Annotated in this window: 16 protein-coding genes, 1 tRNA gene and 1 riboswitch; of the genes, 11 read left to right on the plus strand and 6 right to left on the minus strand. The window is 53.0% G+C overall.

What is annotated here, in order from left to right; translation table 11 throughout:
• Positions 1-394 precede the first annotated feature (394 nt).
• From BM258_RS06355 to BM258_RS06365, 3 genes are all read left to right on the plus strand, one after another.
• Positions 395-781 (plus strand): phasin family protein, encoded by a 387-nt coding sequence (locus BM258_RS06355; RefSeq protein ID WP_090070160.1) that lies wholly within the window; start codon positions 395-397, stop codon positions 779-781.
• Positions 782-1,392: 611 nt separating this feature from the next.
• Positions 1,393-1,469, plus strand: a tRNA-His gene (locus BM258_RS06360).
• A gap of 272 nt (positions 1,470-1,741) precedes the next feature.
• Complete coding sequence (locus BM258_RS06365; protein WP_090070162.1) at positions 1,742-2,068, plus strand: hypothetical protein; 327 nt, start codon at positions 1,742-1,744, stop codon at positions 2,066-2,068.
• Between the two features lie 129 nt (positions 2,069-2,197).
• Here BM258_RS06365 and BM258_RS06370 read toward each other — a convergent pair whose 3' ends face one another.
• Both BM258_RS06370 and BM258_RS06375 read right to left on the minus strand, forming a co-directional pair.
• Positions 2,198-3,907, minus strand: a complete 1,710-nt coding sequence (locus BM258_RS06370; protein WP_090070164.1) for a tetratricopeptide repeat protein — start codon at positions 3,905-3,907, stop codon at positions 2,198-2,200.
• A 105-nt stretch (positions 3,908-4,012) separates the two neighbouring features.
• Positions 4,013-5,188, minus strand: a complete 1,176-nt coding sequence (locus BM258_RS06375; protein ID WP_139229213.1) for a hypothetical protein — start codon at positions 5,186-5,188, stop codon at positions 4,013-4,015.
• Positions 5,189-5,570: 382 nt separating this feature from the next.
• Positions 5,571-5,665: riboswitch (TPP riboswitch) on the plus strand.
• Positions 5,666-5,729: 64 nt separating this feature from the next.
• On the opposite strand from BM258_RS06375, the gene thiM reads away from it, so the two are divergent.
• The 7 genes from thiM (at position 5,730) to BM258_RS06410 (ending at position 11,486) form a co-directional block, all read left to right on the plus strand.
• Complete coding sequence (gene thiM, locus BM258_RS06380) at positions 5,730-6,518, plus strand: hydroxyethylthiazole kinase (RefSeq protein WP_090070168.1); 789 nt, start codon at positions 5,730-5,732, stop codon at positions 6,516-6,518.
• Entirely contained in the window at positions 6,515-7,129 is a 615-nt protein-coding gene (thiE, locus tag BM258_RS06385; RefSeq protein WP_090070169.1) for a thiamine phosphate synthase, read from the plus strand. The genes thiM and thiE overlap by 4 nt, the downstream gene beginning before the upstream one ends.
• A complete protein-coding gene (thiD, locus tag BM258_RS06390; RefSeq protein WP_090070171.1) occupies positions 7,126-7,923 on the plus strand; it encodes a bifunctional hydroxymethylpyrimidine kinase/phosphomethylpyrimidine kinase in 798 nt (265 codons plus the stop codon). Before thiE ends, thiD begins: the two co-directional genes overlap by 4 nt.
• A gap of 3 nt (positions 7,924-7,926) precedes the next feature.
• Positions 7,927-8,880, plus strand: coding sequence for an ABC transporter substrate-binding protein (locus BM258_RS06395; RefSeq protein WP_090070174.1), 954 nt, complete (start codon positions 7,927-7,929; stop codon positions 8,878-8,880).
• The gene (locus tag BM258_RS06400) at positions 8,861-9,586 is read left to right on the plus strand and encodes an ABC transporter ATP-binding protein (RefSeq protein WP_090070177.1); all 726 of its coding nucleotides are present in this window, start codon (positions 8,861-8,863) and stop codon (positions 9,584-9,586) included. The genes BM258_RS06395 and BM258_RS06400 overlap by 20 nt, the downstream gene beginning before the upstream one ends.
• A gap of 50 nt (positions 9,587-9,636) precedes the next feature.
• Positions 9,637-10,356 carry an ABC transporter permease gene (locus BM258_RS06405; RefSeq protein ID WP_090070180.1) on the plus strand — a complete coding sequence of 240 codons (720 nt, stop codon included), beginning with the start codon at positions 9,637-9,639 and terminating at the stop codon, positions 10,354-10,356.
• A gap of 362 nt (positions 10,357-10,718) precedes the next feature.
• Positions 10,719-11,486 carry a GGDEF domain-containing protein gene (locus BM258_RS06410; RefSeq protein ID WP_090070183.1) on the plus strand — a complete coding sequence of 256 codons (768 nt, stop codon included), beginning with the start codon at positions 10,719-10,721 and terminating at the stop codon, positions 11,484-11,486.
• A gap of 115 nt (positions 11,487-11,601) precedes the next feature.
• Here the strand turns inward: BM258_RS06410 and BM258_RS06415 are convergent, their stop codons facing one another.
• A complete protein-coding gene (locus tag BM258_RS06415) occupies positions 11,602-12,312 on the minus strand; it encodes a glutathione S-transferase family protein (protein ID WP_090070186.1) in 711 nt (236 codons plus the stop codon).
• A 341-nt stretch (positions 12,313-12,653) separates the two neighbouring features.
• Entirely contained in the window at positions 12,654-12,866 is a 213-nt protein-coding gene (locus BM258_RS06420; RefSeq protein WP_090070188.1) for a hypothetical protein, read from the minus strand.
• A 435-nt stretch (positions 12,867-13,301) separates the two neighbouring features.
• Here BM258_RS06420 and BM258_RS06425 point away from each other — a divergent pair, with 435 nt between their 5' ends.
• Positions 13,302-13,790, plus strand: coding sequence for a bacterioferritin (locus BM258_RS06425; RefSeq protein ID WP_090070191.1), 489 nt, complete (start codon positions 13,302-13,304; stop codon positions 13,788-13,790).
• Between the two features lie 155 nt (positions 13,791-13,945).
• On the opposite strand, the gene acuI is transcribed toward BM258_RS06425, so the two are convergent.
• Positions 13,946-14,938, minus strand: a complete 993-nt coding sequence (gene acuI, locus BM258_RS06430) for an acrylyl-CoA reductase (NADPH) (RefSeq protein ID WP_090070194.1) — start codon at positions 14,936-14,938, stop codon at positions 13,946-13,948.
• Positions 14,931-15,620, minus strand: a complete 690-nt coding sequence (gene acuR / locus BM258_RS06435) for an acrylate utilization transcriptional regulator AcuR (protein ID WP_090070197.1) — start codon at positions 15,618-15,620, stop codon at positions 14,931-14,933. Before acuR ends, acuI begins: the two co-directional genes overlap by 8 nt.
• Between the last annotated feature and the right edge of the window lie 239 nt (positions 15,621-15,859).

The raw sequence follows: 15,859 nt of genomic DNA on the forward strand, positions 1-15,859 counted from the left end.
GGTCTCAAATATCTTGCTTTATGGGTGTATCGGATTTCAAACCCGGTTTGAAGAACCGCTTTTGTTAATAAAGTGTTATTACATTTTTCGTCCCACGAGGTCCAATAATTCGAGACATTTCGACCCGTCAAAGAGGTAGCATGGTTAATCTACCCAAGCTGGACCCGTTAACGAATTATAAATCAATCGCCCCGTTCCTGCATAGTTGTTTCTACAAATAAAAATGTCCGATTTGGCGGCCTACGGAGGCGGATTTCTGGGATGCCGAGATAACTTTCTCAGGACAATTCATGCTAAATAGAGGGCTATAAGCTGATGTTGCGTTGCGAAGAGTTTGTTGATATGTTGCGGTGCACAATATTTGTTCCAATCCCCCAAATCAGGAGACAGACCCATGAGCTCAGCCTCTGGCTTCTTTGAGATCCCCGAAGAATTCCGTACCCTGACAGAACGGGGCATTGAACACTCCTTTCAGGCCTACGAGAGCTTTCGGGATGCTGCAAGTGACACTGCCGAGCGATTTGAGAAACCGGCAAGAGCCATTAATAGTGCACTGGTTGACGCCAACAAAAAGGCATTTTCCGCGGCTGATGAGGGCATGAAGGCCTCATTCGAGCTGGCCACAGACCTGGCGCGGGCAACATCTGTTCAGGAAGCCATGATGTTACAGACCAAATATATGCAATCCCAGATGATGCGTTTTGGCGAAGTGGCAAGCGCCATGGCAGAGATGGCAACCAGAATGTCTGTAGGTGCGACACCGCAGAACAAGAGCGAATAGGCTCTGATGCCCTCAGGGAGCACTCGCTGCCAAGAGGGGGAGGAAAACTGTGCATTGCAAAATATTCGAGGCAGAGGCGCGAAACGTGAAATAGGTGCCATGCTAATGAGTGTCGGTGCTTTTGCGGGCTGGCTCAGACCATGTGCTTTGGTGAGTTTCTGATCACTGAATTTTGAGAGGACTGTTGCATTTTGCAAGACCGATCATGGGCACAAAATCACCCGCATTTTCGAGGGAATCGGAAGGGCTAAGTCTCCACTTTGGCCCAAATCCCGGTTTGCGGGCCTTGTGTCAGAATGGGACGCCCCTCTGAAAGCTTTACGGCCGATTACCTGATGAATAGAGCCCGGAGTTTTAGGAGGCTGTCTAGGCTCTGAACCATGGGGGCTGGGGCAAGAGACTCACGCCAAGAAGCTGAAACGGGGCTGGCTGAACCGTCATGCAGAGCCTTTTCAAACAGGAATCCACAAGCAACGGTCGCATAAAGGCGTGAAAAGGGCGTGAAACGGCTTCTGATGACGTTTTTTTGACAAGCTGTGGGAAGTCTCTACATCTGCTCTTGCATTTTGCGCCAAGCTTCCCTAAAAAACAGCGCACTACAGGGAACCCATGCAGTCGTAGCTCAGTTGGTTAGAGCGTCGGATTGTGGCTCCGAAGGCCGGTGGTTCAAATCCACCCGACTGTACCACCTGTAAGCTTTAAAACTCCCCGAAAATATAATGAAAAGAACACATTGTTAGATGTGTCGGATTTTCATGTTGTTCGTTCTCCGGACAGCACTATGCAGGTTCTCACCGGAGGCATTCGATTTATGGGATTGGGCTCGGATACCTTAATTGAGCTTGAATGTGAACATTTTTTAAGGGGTAAATCAGGGATCTCTTAGTGAATATGACTAAGTCAGGTGATATGAGATGGTAAGTTAAAGCCAAATTTTGGCACCCAATAGAGGAAGGTATAATGAAACAAATCAGCAAACTCCTTCTGACCTCTGCGTTCTTATTCAGCACGCAAGCCGCTTTCGCTGCTGAACGCGTATGGAGCCCCCAATATAGCTGTCAAACCATGAAACAAATGGTCATTGATCGTGGATCTCTTCTTGTTAGCTATCCTTTGAGAATCAACCGTGGATTTGAGCTTGTATTCAGCAAAAATCAACGTCAGCAATGCGAAGAGAATGCGAGCTATAACGATTGCAAGCTTTTCCGTGTGCAAACATCTGACGTGGATGAATGCCCCGTTGGCTATATTGAATCTCAGCCGCCAGAGATAAAACGCTTTCGTTGATAAAAGGCTTTCAGCGCTTTAACGCAGTGGTTCATCCGATCGTTAGGGCGCCAAGAGTTTCGGAAACAGAAAACCCCGCTTACTGGCGGGGTTTTCTGTTTTCTTAAGCCAAATGATTACAAGCCCTTTCTATGTGCCGCTGCTCTGAGCCGCGCCCCAGTGGCTTGATGGGCTGGGGTGTATCTTCATTGCTCGCTCGAGCGTTGTCTGCAGTTTGCCTTTTTGCATCAGGTGCAACACGCTGTGGTGGACGCGACAGCCCGGCAATGCTTCAAGGGTTACACAATCCAGCTTGGCCAGAAGTTGAGCGAACTGTAAATCTCTCTCTTTATCAGCTCCGTAGAAGAGCTTCACGTCAGGCGGTTTCTGTGCCCTGGCGAGTGCCTGTTTGGCGTCCAGAAGGGACGGATCGATCGTCTTGGCCAATCTGTGGGCAAGTGCAGTCGGTCTGCGACCCGTATAGAGCTTGGCAACGGTGGGTACTTCAAAATTGGTGATCGCGCTGAAGCCAACAACAATATCTGCTTCAAGAGCAATGCCATATTGAATGGCAGTCAGGCCATAGCCGGAAAAACCCACCACTATGAGTCGCTTTGCGCCGAGCTGATCGATGATAGGGCGTAACAAGGCAATGGACTCGTCAAAGGAATTGGAAAAGCCATTGATTCCCGAAAGTCCCCAGTTCAATCCTTCCTGAGCGGGGACATGGATGTGCGAGCAGGGATACTGGGCCAGCAATGCATCAAGAACAGGAAGCTCCATACCTGTCCGGAACGTAAGGATCACATTTTCGGCGTTAGGGGTTTCTGCGACGAACAGTTTGCTTTCGCTCGACCAGATCTTGCGATCTTGCCGGTTGGTCCCATCTTTTAGTGTTTCAACGAATGACAACACATTCCCGATGTCCCTTCCTCCAATGGAGCGGCTGGCCGTGTGGGCATAGGTGGTACAGATTGCATCCAGACGCTCTTCGAGCTTCTCATTCCCCTGCTCAAGCGCTTCTGTGACTTTCTGGAGGATCTCTTCGCTCAGCGCCATCTTGCATTCATCATAGTCTTCTATATGCGCCTCAAAGGCAGCGGGTAGAGTGCGCCGGAGCTTGCTGAAACGCTTGAGCGCCAGTACGTGATTGCCTTTTCTGCTCGGGATCATGGCGAGTATGGCGTGAGCGCGCACATTGTTGGCGTCTTCTTGCAGGATCGCGCGACACACGGTTGCCGATCCGGCATAGCGCTTCAGGTCCATGAGTGACGTGGCTATTTCTACACGGACTTCCAGACTGTCTGGATGAGCCTTTCTGGCTCTGCGCAGCCATTCAAGGGCTTGCCGGTGGATGTTCTTGCTGCGGGCGATTAAGCCAAGCGTCATGAGAGCCTGATAGTTCTTGGCGTCCCACCCGATAACATCCTTGCACAAGGCCTCAGCTTCATCATTTCTTTTAAGAGCAAATAGCTCGGATGCGAGAGCCGTGCGGGCGTGGGAGAAAAACGGATGGCCCTCTGTTGCCTGCAGAAACCATGATGCAGCCTGTTCGTGGTCGCCAAGTTGACTGGCGACATGCCCAAGTGTCATCAGGGCCTGTTTATCTTCAGGGTGCGTGGATAGCACCTTACGCGACAAGGATAGGGCGTCATCCATGACTCCTTCTGCAAAAAGGGCCCGGAGCAAGCTGTTGCGAGCCGGTCGGAATTCCGGCCAGACATCCAGAATGGCACGAAATGTCTCAATGGTTTGTTTCTGGTCACCATTCCGGAGAGCCTTGATTCCCTGCCGATAGAGGGCGAGGGGTCTGGAGCCCTTGTCGAAGACAAATGCGCTCAGTCGTCGTATGTGACGCATGATTGGATTCACTGGCGCTCCTCCCGGCTATGGTGCAGGAATAAAGCAGGAGCGACAGTGCGTTGGTGCGAGACCGTCGTTCGGAGGGGAAGACGTGACTTCATTTCAGTAGACAAATATATCAGACAGAACACTGATCATTTCCATCCAGTCGCAAAAGCTGTTTCTGGATTGCAGGTCTTTCAAGCTTGGTTCGAATTTGCTTGACCAGCCTGCGGAATACATGCGGCAGTGCTGACAATCGATTTCATGTGTGCAGCATTTCACGCCGACCTTTTCAAGGGCTGATGTATAATAGTTCATAGGGTCTCTGATGCGTGAGTGACAATCCTCAGCGATGCCTGTTCGCTCATCAATGCTGTATAATGGCCCCGGTGATGTGGACCATTTGTTGTAGGCGTGGGAGTAAACGACGGTCTCCGGATAAGCATCGATCAGGCGGGCCAGGGTATTCCTTATCGGCTTGAGATGTTCGGCCTCGATACATGGGTTCTTCTCCGGTCGGCTGACTCTGAAAAACTCATTGTCATTGGGAGCCGCCTCGCCCAGTTTGTGGAGCAGAGACTTGGTTGGCGAAAACAGATTGAAGGTAATGGGAACACCGGCATCCTGACATAATTGGACTGCGGTTTCACATTGATCGAAATTCCATGCATTCACTGTAAATAAAAAAATTGCGCGCGGGTCTTCGGCATAATTTTTCAGAGCCTTGCGAAAGACGCTGGCTCCCCGCATGCGACGGTCCATAGCGTCGTCGCTTCCCCACAGGGCAATACCGATCTTGAAGGGGATCTCGCGGGAGATGAACACGCTTCCGTTTGTCCCCACATTGCCATATCTGATGTAACGCGCGGCCACTTTCAGGCGTTCTTGCTCAAGGGAAGGTTCTGCCCCCACGAAGTAGCCCATGGAGACGCCTCGCTCTGCTTCTGCTGCGAAAAAACTGTCCCAGACCGAAAGATCTTGTTCTTCATCATGTGGGTTCTGCTGTTCTCTGTCGAAGAAATAACATCCCTCGCAGCGCAAGTTACAGCGTGTCGACATTTCATAGAAAGCGGGTCGTCGAAAGACTCGTACAATTTTCTTGGCCTGCTCATACTGTTCGACAAGATCAGGATTTTGCGTCAAAAGCTGCTTGAGCACGCGAATCTTGGTGCGTTGCATATCGTCTAGGGGAATTTTATCGGTATGCTTCATGCGTGTGTTTTGCCTTGCAAAAATAAATAGTGTTACGAGTGAATAGTATTTTTTTACCCGTAAAATATTCTTGAGTACTTTCAAAAATTTCCGTCAATATTTTAAAAAACAGAATTATTATAAAGTAGCGAAGTATAAAGACAACATTATTTTGTTATTGATGATATGGAAAGTGGCTTGGTACATTTATTTCGGAAATCTCACAGAGCCTGTAACTCTCGTCAAATAAACAGAAGGGTGCATGCTCATAGCTCACCTCCCCTGAGAGAGCTTGTACACAAGAGAGATTTTATTGAACGGTAAGTCGTCTCATAAATGAATTTATATTTTATTTCAATACGATGGGTGGTGGAAAATCCGGTTTTTGCAGTGTGTCTGGGCCTCTGGTACGCAGGTTTTTCTTGCTGGCATAAGGGGGAATGTGCAGGTGGCCACTGGTAATCGATCGCAAATTACGTTTAAATCGAGCGTGTAACAGGGGCGTCCGGGAGACCGGGCTGAGATGAACCCTTCGAACCTGAACCAGATCATACTGGCGGAGGAAGTTGCGCTTTAGGTCCCAAGGGAGCCCGATGGTTTCCACTCAGACCCGATGTCAATTCTTCCGCCTCAGTAGGAGCGAAGAATGACCGACTGGGGCCACTATCTCTCTCATATGCGCGCCAATGCGCCGCTTATCCAGAATATCACCAACTATGTCGCCATGAATGTCATGGCCAACGCGCTGCTCGCGTCGGGTGCGTCACCGGCCATGCTTCATGCAGAAGAGGAGGCAGGGGAGTTCGCTGCGCTTGCGTCCGCTTTGACGATCAATATCGGCACGCTCTCCACTGACTGGGTGCGCGGGATGATCGTTGCCGCTGAAAGCGCCAATGAAAACGATACCCCTTGGGTGCTTGACCCGGTCGCGGCGGGCGCAACGGCCTTTCGCCGGGAAACCTCCTCGGCTCTTCTGGCACTGAAACCCTCCGTCATTCGCGGCAATGCCTCTGAGATTCTCGCCGTTTGTGGCGAAATGACCAAAGGCAAAGGCGCCGATAGCGCTGACAGCGTAACCGAAGCAGAAGCCGGTGCCCGTGCACTGGCCGCGTCTACCGGTGGCATCGTGGCCGTAACCGGCCCACAAGATTTGATCACCGATGGTACACGCGCCTATCGAGTGGACAATGGCCATGCCATGATGCCACTCGTCACCGCGCTTGGCTGCACGCTCAATGGCGTGATCGCCTCCTTCATTGTGGGCAAGCCTCATCTGGAAGCCACGACTGCGGCCATCGCCTATTACGGGCTCGCCGGACAGCTCGCCGCAGAAACCACCTCCGCGCCGGGGTCTTTTGCCACTGCCTTCATTGACGCGCTTTACACCATCACCCCCGATCAGCTTTCCGATGCTGCAAGGATACAGGAATCATGAATCTCTCCGTCTATTTCGTAACCCCTCACAATCCTGACGATTCCCTCGTGCTCGCTGCGTTAAAGGGTGGGGCGTCCATCATTCAGCTGCGCGACAAGACTGCGCCTGATGACGTTTTGATCGCGCAGGCTACGCGCCTTAACAAGCTGGCTCAAGACTATGGCGTGCCCTTCATCATCAATGATCGCATCAATGTGGCGCTCGAGAGCGGAGCCGCTGGCCTGCATATGGGCCAGTCCGACGGTGATCCTGTCGCCATGCGCAAGGCGCTGGGGCCGGACAAGATTTTGGGGCTGTCCATCGAGAATGAAGACCAGCTGGCCATCGCGGCAGCACTACCTGAAGGCACGCTCGATTATATCGGCTGCGGGCCGGTTCGTGCGACGCTTTCCAAGAAAAACCATGCCACTCCGATCGGGCTGGAAACCATGGGGCGGATTGCGCGCGCCGCACCATTCCCATGTGTTGGCATCGGTGGCGTCAAACTGGCAGACATTCCTCGCGTCAAGGCGGAAGGCTGCGCCGGTCTTGCCATCGTCTCAGCTATTTCGCAAGCGCCAGACCCTGAAGCGGCAACTCTTGAACTGGTCGACGCCTGGGAGGCCGCATGATCCCGAATATTCTCTCGATTGCCGGTTCCGATCCGTCGGGCGGGGCGGGCATTCAGGCTGACCTTAAGGCCATATCGGCCAATGGTGGCTATGCCATGGCGGTGATCGCCGCCATGACGGCACAAAATACCCAAGGGGTGAGCGGCTGGGTGCCGAGCGAGCCGGATTTCATCGTCGCGCAGATCGAGGCCATTCTGTCAGATATTCGCGTCGATGCCATCAAGATCGGCATGCTGGGCACGTCCAAGGCGGTCGAGGCCGTTGGTCAAGTCCTCAAGGATTGTTCCGCGCCCATCGTGCTCGATCCCGTGATGGTCGCCAAGGGCGGCTCTCGCCTGCTCAATGAGGAAGCCGTTGACGCTGTGCGACGTGTTCTCGTGCCCATGGCAACGCTCATCACGCCGAATTTGCCTGAAGCGGCGGATCTTCTGGGCACGATGGAGGCGCGCAATGCTGATGACATGCAGGATCAGGCAGAAGCGCTCATCGCTCTCGGACCTAAGGTGGTTTACCTCAAGGGCGGTCATTTGATGGCCAAAGACAGCCCGGATCTGTTCTTGTCTGCCGATCAGCGCGAATGGATTTCTGCCCCGCGCATCGAAACCAAAAACACCCACGGCACTGGCTGCTCCCTGTCCTCTGCGCTGGCCACCCAACTGGCGCTCACCGGGGATAGTTTTGCTGCTGCCAAAGCCGCCAAAGCCTACATCTCCAAAGCGATTGAAGGCAGTGCCAATCTCGATGTCGGATCAGGTCATGGCCCGACAGATCACTTTTTCATGCTGAGGACGTAACCCATGTCTCGTTTTCCGATCAAAAGCTTCGCAGCGGCCCTTATGCTTGCTGGCCTCACTCTGCCCGCATCCGCCGGTACTCCTTTCTCGGTTATGCTCGACTGGTTTGTAAACCCCGATCACGGCCCGATCATCGTTGCCAAGCAACGGGGATATTTCAAGGAAGCCGGGCTGGATGTTGAAATCATCGCCCCCGCCGATCCGTCTGATCCTCCAAAGATGGCTGCAGCCGGTGAAGTTGATCTGGGGGTCTCCTACCAGCCCCAGCTCTATCTGCAGCATAAGGAAGGCCTGCCTGTGGTGCGGGTTGGTTCGCTGATCGATAGCCCGCTCTACTGCATCATGGTGGATGCAGATGGGCCGGTTAAAAGCCTTGCCGATCTCAAGGGGGGGCGTGTCGGCTTTTCCGTTCCCGGCATCGAGGAAGCCCTGATGCATCGCATGTTGCGCACCAACGGTGTCGAGCCCGATGAGGTGGAACAGGTCAATGTCAATTTCGCCCTGACGTCTGCGTTGGCCGCAGGCAAGGTGGACGCCGTTGGCGGTGCCTTCCGCAATTTCGAACTGCACCAGATGGCCATGGTCGGGCGCAAGGGAAAATGCTTCTTCCCAGAGGAGCATGGCGTACCGGTCTATGAAGAGCTGATCTATGAAACCGCTGCAGACCGCACGGATTTCAGCGCGATCAAGACCTTCCTCAAGGTGACGGCCCGTGCTGCTGAAGAGATCGCCAAAGACCCCGAAGGCACCTGGGAAGAATTCAAAGGCTATGCGGCCGAGTTGGATGATCAGCTCAATCATGATGCATGGTTTGATACCTATCCCAAATTCTCGGTCAAGCCGATGGCGTTGGACAAGGCTCGGTATGAAGCCTTTGGCGCTTATCTCAATGAAATCGGTATGATTGAGGCCACTCCACCGCTCGATGGCATCACCCATGATCTATCCGGCGAATAGTGTGGCCGAAGTGGATCCTTACGGCCTGTCTGGAACGATCCTGCTGGATGGGGAAACGTTGATTGCCCCTTTCACGCTGTCGCTTCAGGCAGGCTGGACAGCCTTGCTCGGCCCTTCCGGGTCGGGCAAGTCGACGCTTTTGCGGCTTCTGGGTGGGCTCGACTGTGAAGCCGAGCTTAAAGGTACCCGAAGGGGAGCCGAGCGTATCGGCTGGATGGCGCAATCCGATCTCATGCAGCCGCGCCTCTCGGTTCTGCAGAATGTCATGCTGATTGAAATGCTGGCAGGACGCAAGCCAGATCGCAATCGCGCCCGCGACCTGCTGGCCGCCGTTGGGCTTTCGGGCTTGGAGAGCCGCAAGCCATCGGCCCTTTCCGGCGGACAGAGACAGCGGGTTGCCCTTGCGCGCACGCTGATGAGCGATGCCGAATTGATTCTGCTGGATGAACCCTTCTCGGCGCTTGACCCGGCCACGCGGGCGACTATGCAGGATCTGGCCTTCGATCAGTTTGCTGGACGCACGGTTGTGCTTGTCACCCACGATCCGGCAGAGGCCCTGCGTCTTTGCCAGACCATCTGGGGTCTTGAAGACCACCAGTTGCAGCCGCTCGAGCCCTTGGCAGGAACCAAACCTCATGATCTGGCTGATCCTGCTCTGCTGGCAACAACAGCCCGCCTTCTGGACGACATCAGGGAAAGCGCCTGACCATGAATTGGTTCACCTGCACAAATGTCAGCAAGAGAGAGAATGTGTGAATGAGAAAGCTGATGATTCCTCTGGCGCTGATTGCACTCTGGCAGGGGGGCGTCTCTGCCGGGTTGCAGCCTGCCTTTATCCTGCCCGGTCCACTCGAAGTCGCTGGTACCCTATGGACCGATCGGGCCTTACTGCTCACTCACAGTCTGATAACGCTGGAAGAGGTGGCCTATGGCTTTGTCATAGGAGCGCTTCTCGGTGTTGGCACTGCGATACTCATGATGCTGTCGCCGATTGTGCGCCTTAATCTCAGGCCGGTGCTCAATGCTTCTCAGGCCATTCCGGTGTTTGTGCTGGCCCCCATTCTGACCCTGTGGTTCGGCTACGGGTTGGCGCCCAAGATCATCATGACCATTCTGCTGGTGTTCTTCCCGATTGCCTCGGGCCTGCTGGACGGGATGCTGGCAACACCACAGCAAAGCCTTGATATGGCCCGCATAGCCAAGGCAAGCCGCTGGCGTGAACTCATCTGGTTGCGCTTCCCCCATGCTTTGCCGCAGCTCGCAGCAAGCATACGCATTGCCATAACCTATGCCCCCACGGGAGCCGTGATCGGAGAGTGGATCGGCGCATCCAAGGGACTGGGCTATCTGATGCTCATGGCAAATGCGCGCTCGCGCATCGCCCTGATGTTCGCTGCTCTGGTTGTCATCGTAGCCATGACATTGCTATTGCATCGCCTTGCGGACCGCCTGCTGCGTCGATGGCTATCAGCCTAGCTATCTTTCCCGCTTTTCATTGCTGCATAATCTGACATTTCCGATGCGTTCCCCAAAACAGCATTTTATGTGGCTTCTTAATAACCTTTGATTCACGGCCTCGGGTTAGAAGTTTAGAACAAATATAAAAACGATAGTTTTTATAAATGAATTATCCAGTTGTCTATATAGGTATGGTTTTGAGTTTCTAAGCTTGCATCTTGCAACCTGTCGGCGAGTGCGCATCTTACGGATACTGTCAGAGTTTAGGGTCATCGTGAATATTTATGGTTCTGGACGGTTTTGTTCGTTTGCGTTAATACGTCTTTATACCAATTTGCTTAAAATAGCGCGCAATAGTTCTTGGGGGAACTCTGTTTGAAATGAAAAAGCGTCTGTTGCGTCTGTGCGTTATTACACTTGCTTCGATCGTGGTTTCCGTGCTTTCAACCGCCATCCTGATGCATTTCATGTTTGGCAATATACCGCGCGCCGGTTTGATTATCGCAGCGCTTGTTCCCATTCTCGCCGGTCTGCCGATTACCTTCTTCATTGATAGCCAGAGGCGTAAGCTCAACGTGGCCCTGGCTGATCTCAAAGAGGCGCACGGCCAGCTTGAAACGCTGAATGGAGAATTGGAAAAGCAGGCGCGTTTCGATTTCATGACCGGGTTCCTGAACCGACGCTATTTTGTGCAGGCGGTCAACGAGCAATGCGAACGGACCGATAAAGGGGCCATCCTGTGCATCGACGTCGATAATTTCAAACAAATCAATGACAGCTTTGGGCATCTGGTCGGGGATGAAGCCCTTAAGATGATTGCCGAAACCATCTCTAGCGCCACGCCGCAAGATGCCTTGCTTGCACGCATGGGGGGCGAGGAATTCTCGGTCTTTCTTCAGCCGACAGATCTCAAAACGGCCCGCTCGGTTGCGGAATGTATCCGCACTGCCGTTGAAGCGATGACCTTTAAGCCCCGAGAAGGCGTTACCCATGACCTATCGGTGAGCATCGGGCTAGCCTTCACCAGCAGTGCTCATGATTTTCAGGCCCTGTTCGGTCAGGCGGATCTGCATATGTATGCAGCCAAGCAGCAGGGCAAGAACCGGGTTATCCTGCCAGACAATGACGATCTGGAGCAGGTCGCCTAACCCTGAGCGGGCCTCTCTTAAACAGGAAAAATCCGCCAGACCCAAAAGACCTAAGGTCTATGAGAGCTGGCGGATAGAAAAAATGGACGTGGGCCAAAAGCCCTCGCGGCGCGGGTTAGTCCCGAGACGGAATATTGATGCCTTTTTGCACTGCCGGACGATCCATGAAACGCTTGAGATAATCAACCACATTGGTGTAGCTGTCGAAATCGACCAGATCTGTAGCTTCATAAATGCCGCCGATCGGGCGCAGCCAAGGGGCAATCGCGATGTCGGCAATGGAATAGTCACCAGCGATCCAGTCGCGGTCAGCCAGCACACCATCGAGGACATTCAACAGGCGTTTGGTTTCTGCAATATAGCGCTCGCGCGGGCGTGGATCTTCAATTTCGGCGCCCTTGAACTTCACGAAGAAACCGAGCTGGCCGAACATTGGGCCAATACCGCCCATCTGGAACATCAGCCACTGGATGATCTTGGCGCGATCCCGCTCTGTTGCGCCGATGAACTTACCTGTCTTGTCTGATAGATAAAGCAGAATGGCGCCTGTTTCGAACAGGCCGATGGGATCACCGTCCGGGCCGACCGGATCGATGATGGCCGGGATCTTGTTGTTGGGGTTCAGAGACAGGAATTCTTCGCTTTTCACATCCGCGTCTGAAAGCGTCACCTTGTGCGCTTCATAGGGCAATCCCATTTCTTCCAGCGCAATGGATACTTTCACGCCGTTGGGAGTCGGGTAGGAATAAAGCTGGATCACATCCGGATTCTGCGCTGGCCACCGCTTCGTAATGGGATAATCAGACAGTTTCTTTGGGTCGATCATATGAATTTCTCCGAAAAATTGCCCCGTTTCACACGCAACAAGAGCGGAAACGAACTGAGATTGCAAACGTCACCTTAAGGTAAGATCAATGAAGGATTTTTGCAGGCCGCACAACGAAAGAATTTTTCTTATTGCAGCAGGCTGGCGGAAAGGATTTTTAAGGGGAGGAGCCATCAAGGGGAAGGGCGCGTATGCGAGTAGGCGGGGAGAACTGCTCGCAGCGCAAGAGGTCTGATGCTTGAAGGCAAGAAGCAATGCGGAAAATTCAGCGCGCTAAATCCAAACGTCCACGCTATGGCGATGGGCTTGATAAAGGCAAAGAAAAGGACCGTCGGGTCGTGTCAGGCAGCTTCCTGCATGGGGATGGATTGAAGACTGTCACACTCGAAATGTGAGAAAACAGATGCCAGAAGGTCCAGATCAACAGCATAATTCTCAACGAGGAAGTCGACAATGAGGCCTCTGTCATGCGGGTCCATGCCGGAATGCAGGATAACGGATTCGATTTCGGTTTCGTTCAGTAGATGTGGCCGGATTGAAATATATTTGGGCATCCTATCTCCCCAGATGTTGTCTGTTAAGAATTCCACCTATCTCTAAAACATAGAAAAGAGGCAAAGAGGCCTACAATGGCAGAAAAGCTACATTTTATGGTTAATCAAGATGGTTAACAAAAGGTTAAATAAACCGTTTGATGGGCCAGAATGTGACGCCTATCAGAAAAGTTGTATCTGGTTGTGTAAAGGTCAGAAAACGCAATTGGCAGGTCTAACAAGGGAACGCAATAAGGGTCAGAAATTTAGAAATAAGAATTTAAGGGAGTTTATCTAAGTATTTTGTAGTATTAATTTTTGATAATTAAATAACTAAGAAAATTAATCAGTGAGAATTTGATTGAAACCATTTTAGAGACCTTGAAAGCGGCGCTATCTATCTCAAATAGAAGTTAGGATTGACGCAATCGCGCCTGTAAATGAAAGGATCACAATATGTCAAACGACAAGACCATTGAGAATCTCAACACAGCCCTGCAAATGGAAATGAGCGCCGCTCATCAGTATCAGCTCAATGCGCAACGTCTGGACGATTGGGGTCTGGGCAAACTTGCCAATCAGATGCGCGAAGAAATGCGCGAAGAATGGGGTCATTCCGATCGCTTCATTGAACGGGTCCTGTTTTTGAAAGGCACGCCTGAGTTGGCGTTTGAAAAATCTCCTGTGCTACATGACTCGCTGGTTGAGCTGTTCAAGGCAGACCTCGCCGATGAGGAAAATGCGATCCAGACCTACACCAAGGCATCCAAGGAAGCTTATGAAGTGGGCGACATTGGCTCCAAGGCCCTGTTCGAAGAAATCGTCATTGACGAAGAAGGCCATAAGGCATGGCTTGAGCTGCAGCTCGACCTGATTGAACGCCTTGGCGAGAAAACCTACAGCGCCAAATTCATGTCTACCGGCGAAGAAGAAGGCGAAGAATAACCCTCTTTTGCATCCCTCTGGATATTAAACAAAGCAAAAAAGCAATGAAAAGCCCCGCATCAGGCATATGATGCGGGGCTATTTTTTGTCTGTCTGCGATCAGATAAGATCAAACCGGATAGCTCAACGGCGACCCGCTGTGCAGACGACTTTGCTTAGACCAGTTCGGGGGAAACCGGAACGACGACGCGTCCGCGGATCTTGCCTTCAAGGAACTGTGGAGCCACGTCGATGACATCTTCAAACTCCACCGTCTTGATGATGGCTTCAAGTTTTTCCTTGTCGAGATCGGTTGCAAGCTGCGCCCATGCCGCCTGACGGGCCGCCTTTGGTGCCATGACGCTGTCGACGCCTTTAAGCGTTACGCCGCGCAGGATGAATGGCGCCACCGTAGTGGGCAGATCCATGCTGTTTGCCAGACCGCAAGCAGCGACGGTGCCGCCATATTTGATCATGGAGAGCAGGTTGGCCAGAACCTGTCCGCCTGCCACGTCAATGGCAGCTGCCCAGCGTTCCTTGTTGAGTGGACGTGGCTTGCCGCTAAGCTCTTCACGATCCAGAATAGAGCTTGCGCCCAGGCCCTTGAGATAGTCACTTTCGCTGGCCCGCCCCGTTACGGCGACCACATTGTAGCCCTTGGCGGCCAGCAGAGCGACGGCAACGCTGCCCACGCCGCCAGTTGCGCCGGTGACCAGCACTTCGCCCACATCAGGGGTCACACCGTTAGTTTCCAGTGCCAGCACGCACAGCATCGCTGTGTAGCCAGCGGTGCCGATGGCCATGGCCTGCCGCATGGAAATGCCGGCTGGCAGCGGGATCAGGAAATCGCCATTGACCTGTGCCCGCTTGGCAAGGCCGCCCCAATATTTTTCACCCACAGACCAGCCATTGAGAATGACCTTGTCGCCGGGTTTGTAGTCCGGATGACGGCTCTCGCTGACGATACCGGAAAAGTCGATGCCGGGCACCATCGGGAAGCTGCGCACGACAGGCGAAGAGCCGGTGATGGCAAGAGCATCCTTGTAGTTGAGGGTTGACCAGGCGACGTCCACTGCCACTTCACCTTCGGCCAGGGGCTCAAAAGTGACCTGGCTTTTGCTAACGGTCTGGCCGCTGTCGTCTTTTTCGATCAGAATGGCATCAAACATTGTGTTTTCCTTCAGTTTGAAATGGAGGATTGGAAAAGGGTGTGTTGGTAAGAAGTGAGAAGAAGCCGCGCGCAAAATGCCTCAGGGGCTCCGGGCGGCGTTCAAGTTTGGCGCGCAACACCGCGCCCTCCCAACCGATCCAGAAGAACTCTGCAAGAGCTTCAGGAGCTTGATCAGGAGCAATTTGGCCCTCGGACTGGGCAAGCGTCAGGCAATCCGCCGTAAGCTTCTGCCAGCCCTTGAGGACCGAAATGAGATGGGCACACATATCCGGCGTAAGAGCCGCCATTTCCTGACCGAGATTGCCCACCAGACAACCACGCCGGAAGTCATGTTTGGCCATGCCGGCCTCGGCGCCATCGACAAATTTGCGCAGACGATCCAGTGGTGACAGGCTCTCATCGGAAAAGCAGCTTTGAAGTTTGGCGGCGAAATAGGCATTGTAGGCCTCTATCAGCGCTTCGCCATAATCGGCCTTTGATTTGAAGTGATGATAGAAAGTGCCCTTGGTCTTGCCCGATGCCTTGAGGATTTCATCAACGCTGACATCGGTGAAGCCACGCTCGGTGAGGCAGACCAGACCAACCCGGATAAGATCCTTGCGCGCAAGTTGATCATCGGGCGCCCTGCGTGGGCGACCCCGTGGTCTTCTTGTCTGTGCAGGCATCGGTTGATTGGTCATCGTGACGGCTTCCCCTTGGTTTTTGATTTAATAGACTAAGTAGTCTGTTAAATGCCATGGATGAAAGCGAATAGCTGCGATGCGATTTCTCCCGATATGGGAAAACGCGCATATGCAATGGATTGAGAGCGCCAGATTAACCGAGGTAGGTGCGTTGGCGTTTGCCAGTCTGGACGATCCCTAGCCTGGCAGATGGATGCAACAAAGCCGTCGATAGGGGAGGCCCCAACCAACTTGAG

The organism is Cohaesibacter marisflavi, assembly GCF_900115225.1.
Classification (GTDB): Bacteria; Pseudomonadota; Alphaproteobacteria; order Rhizobiales; family Cohaesibacteraceae; genus Cohaesibacter; species Cohaesibacter marisflavi.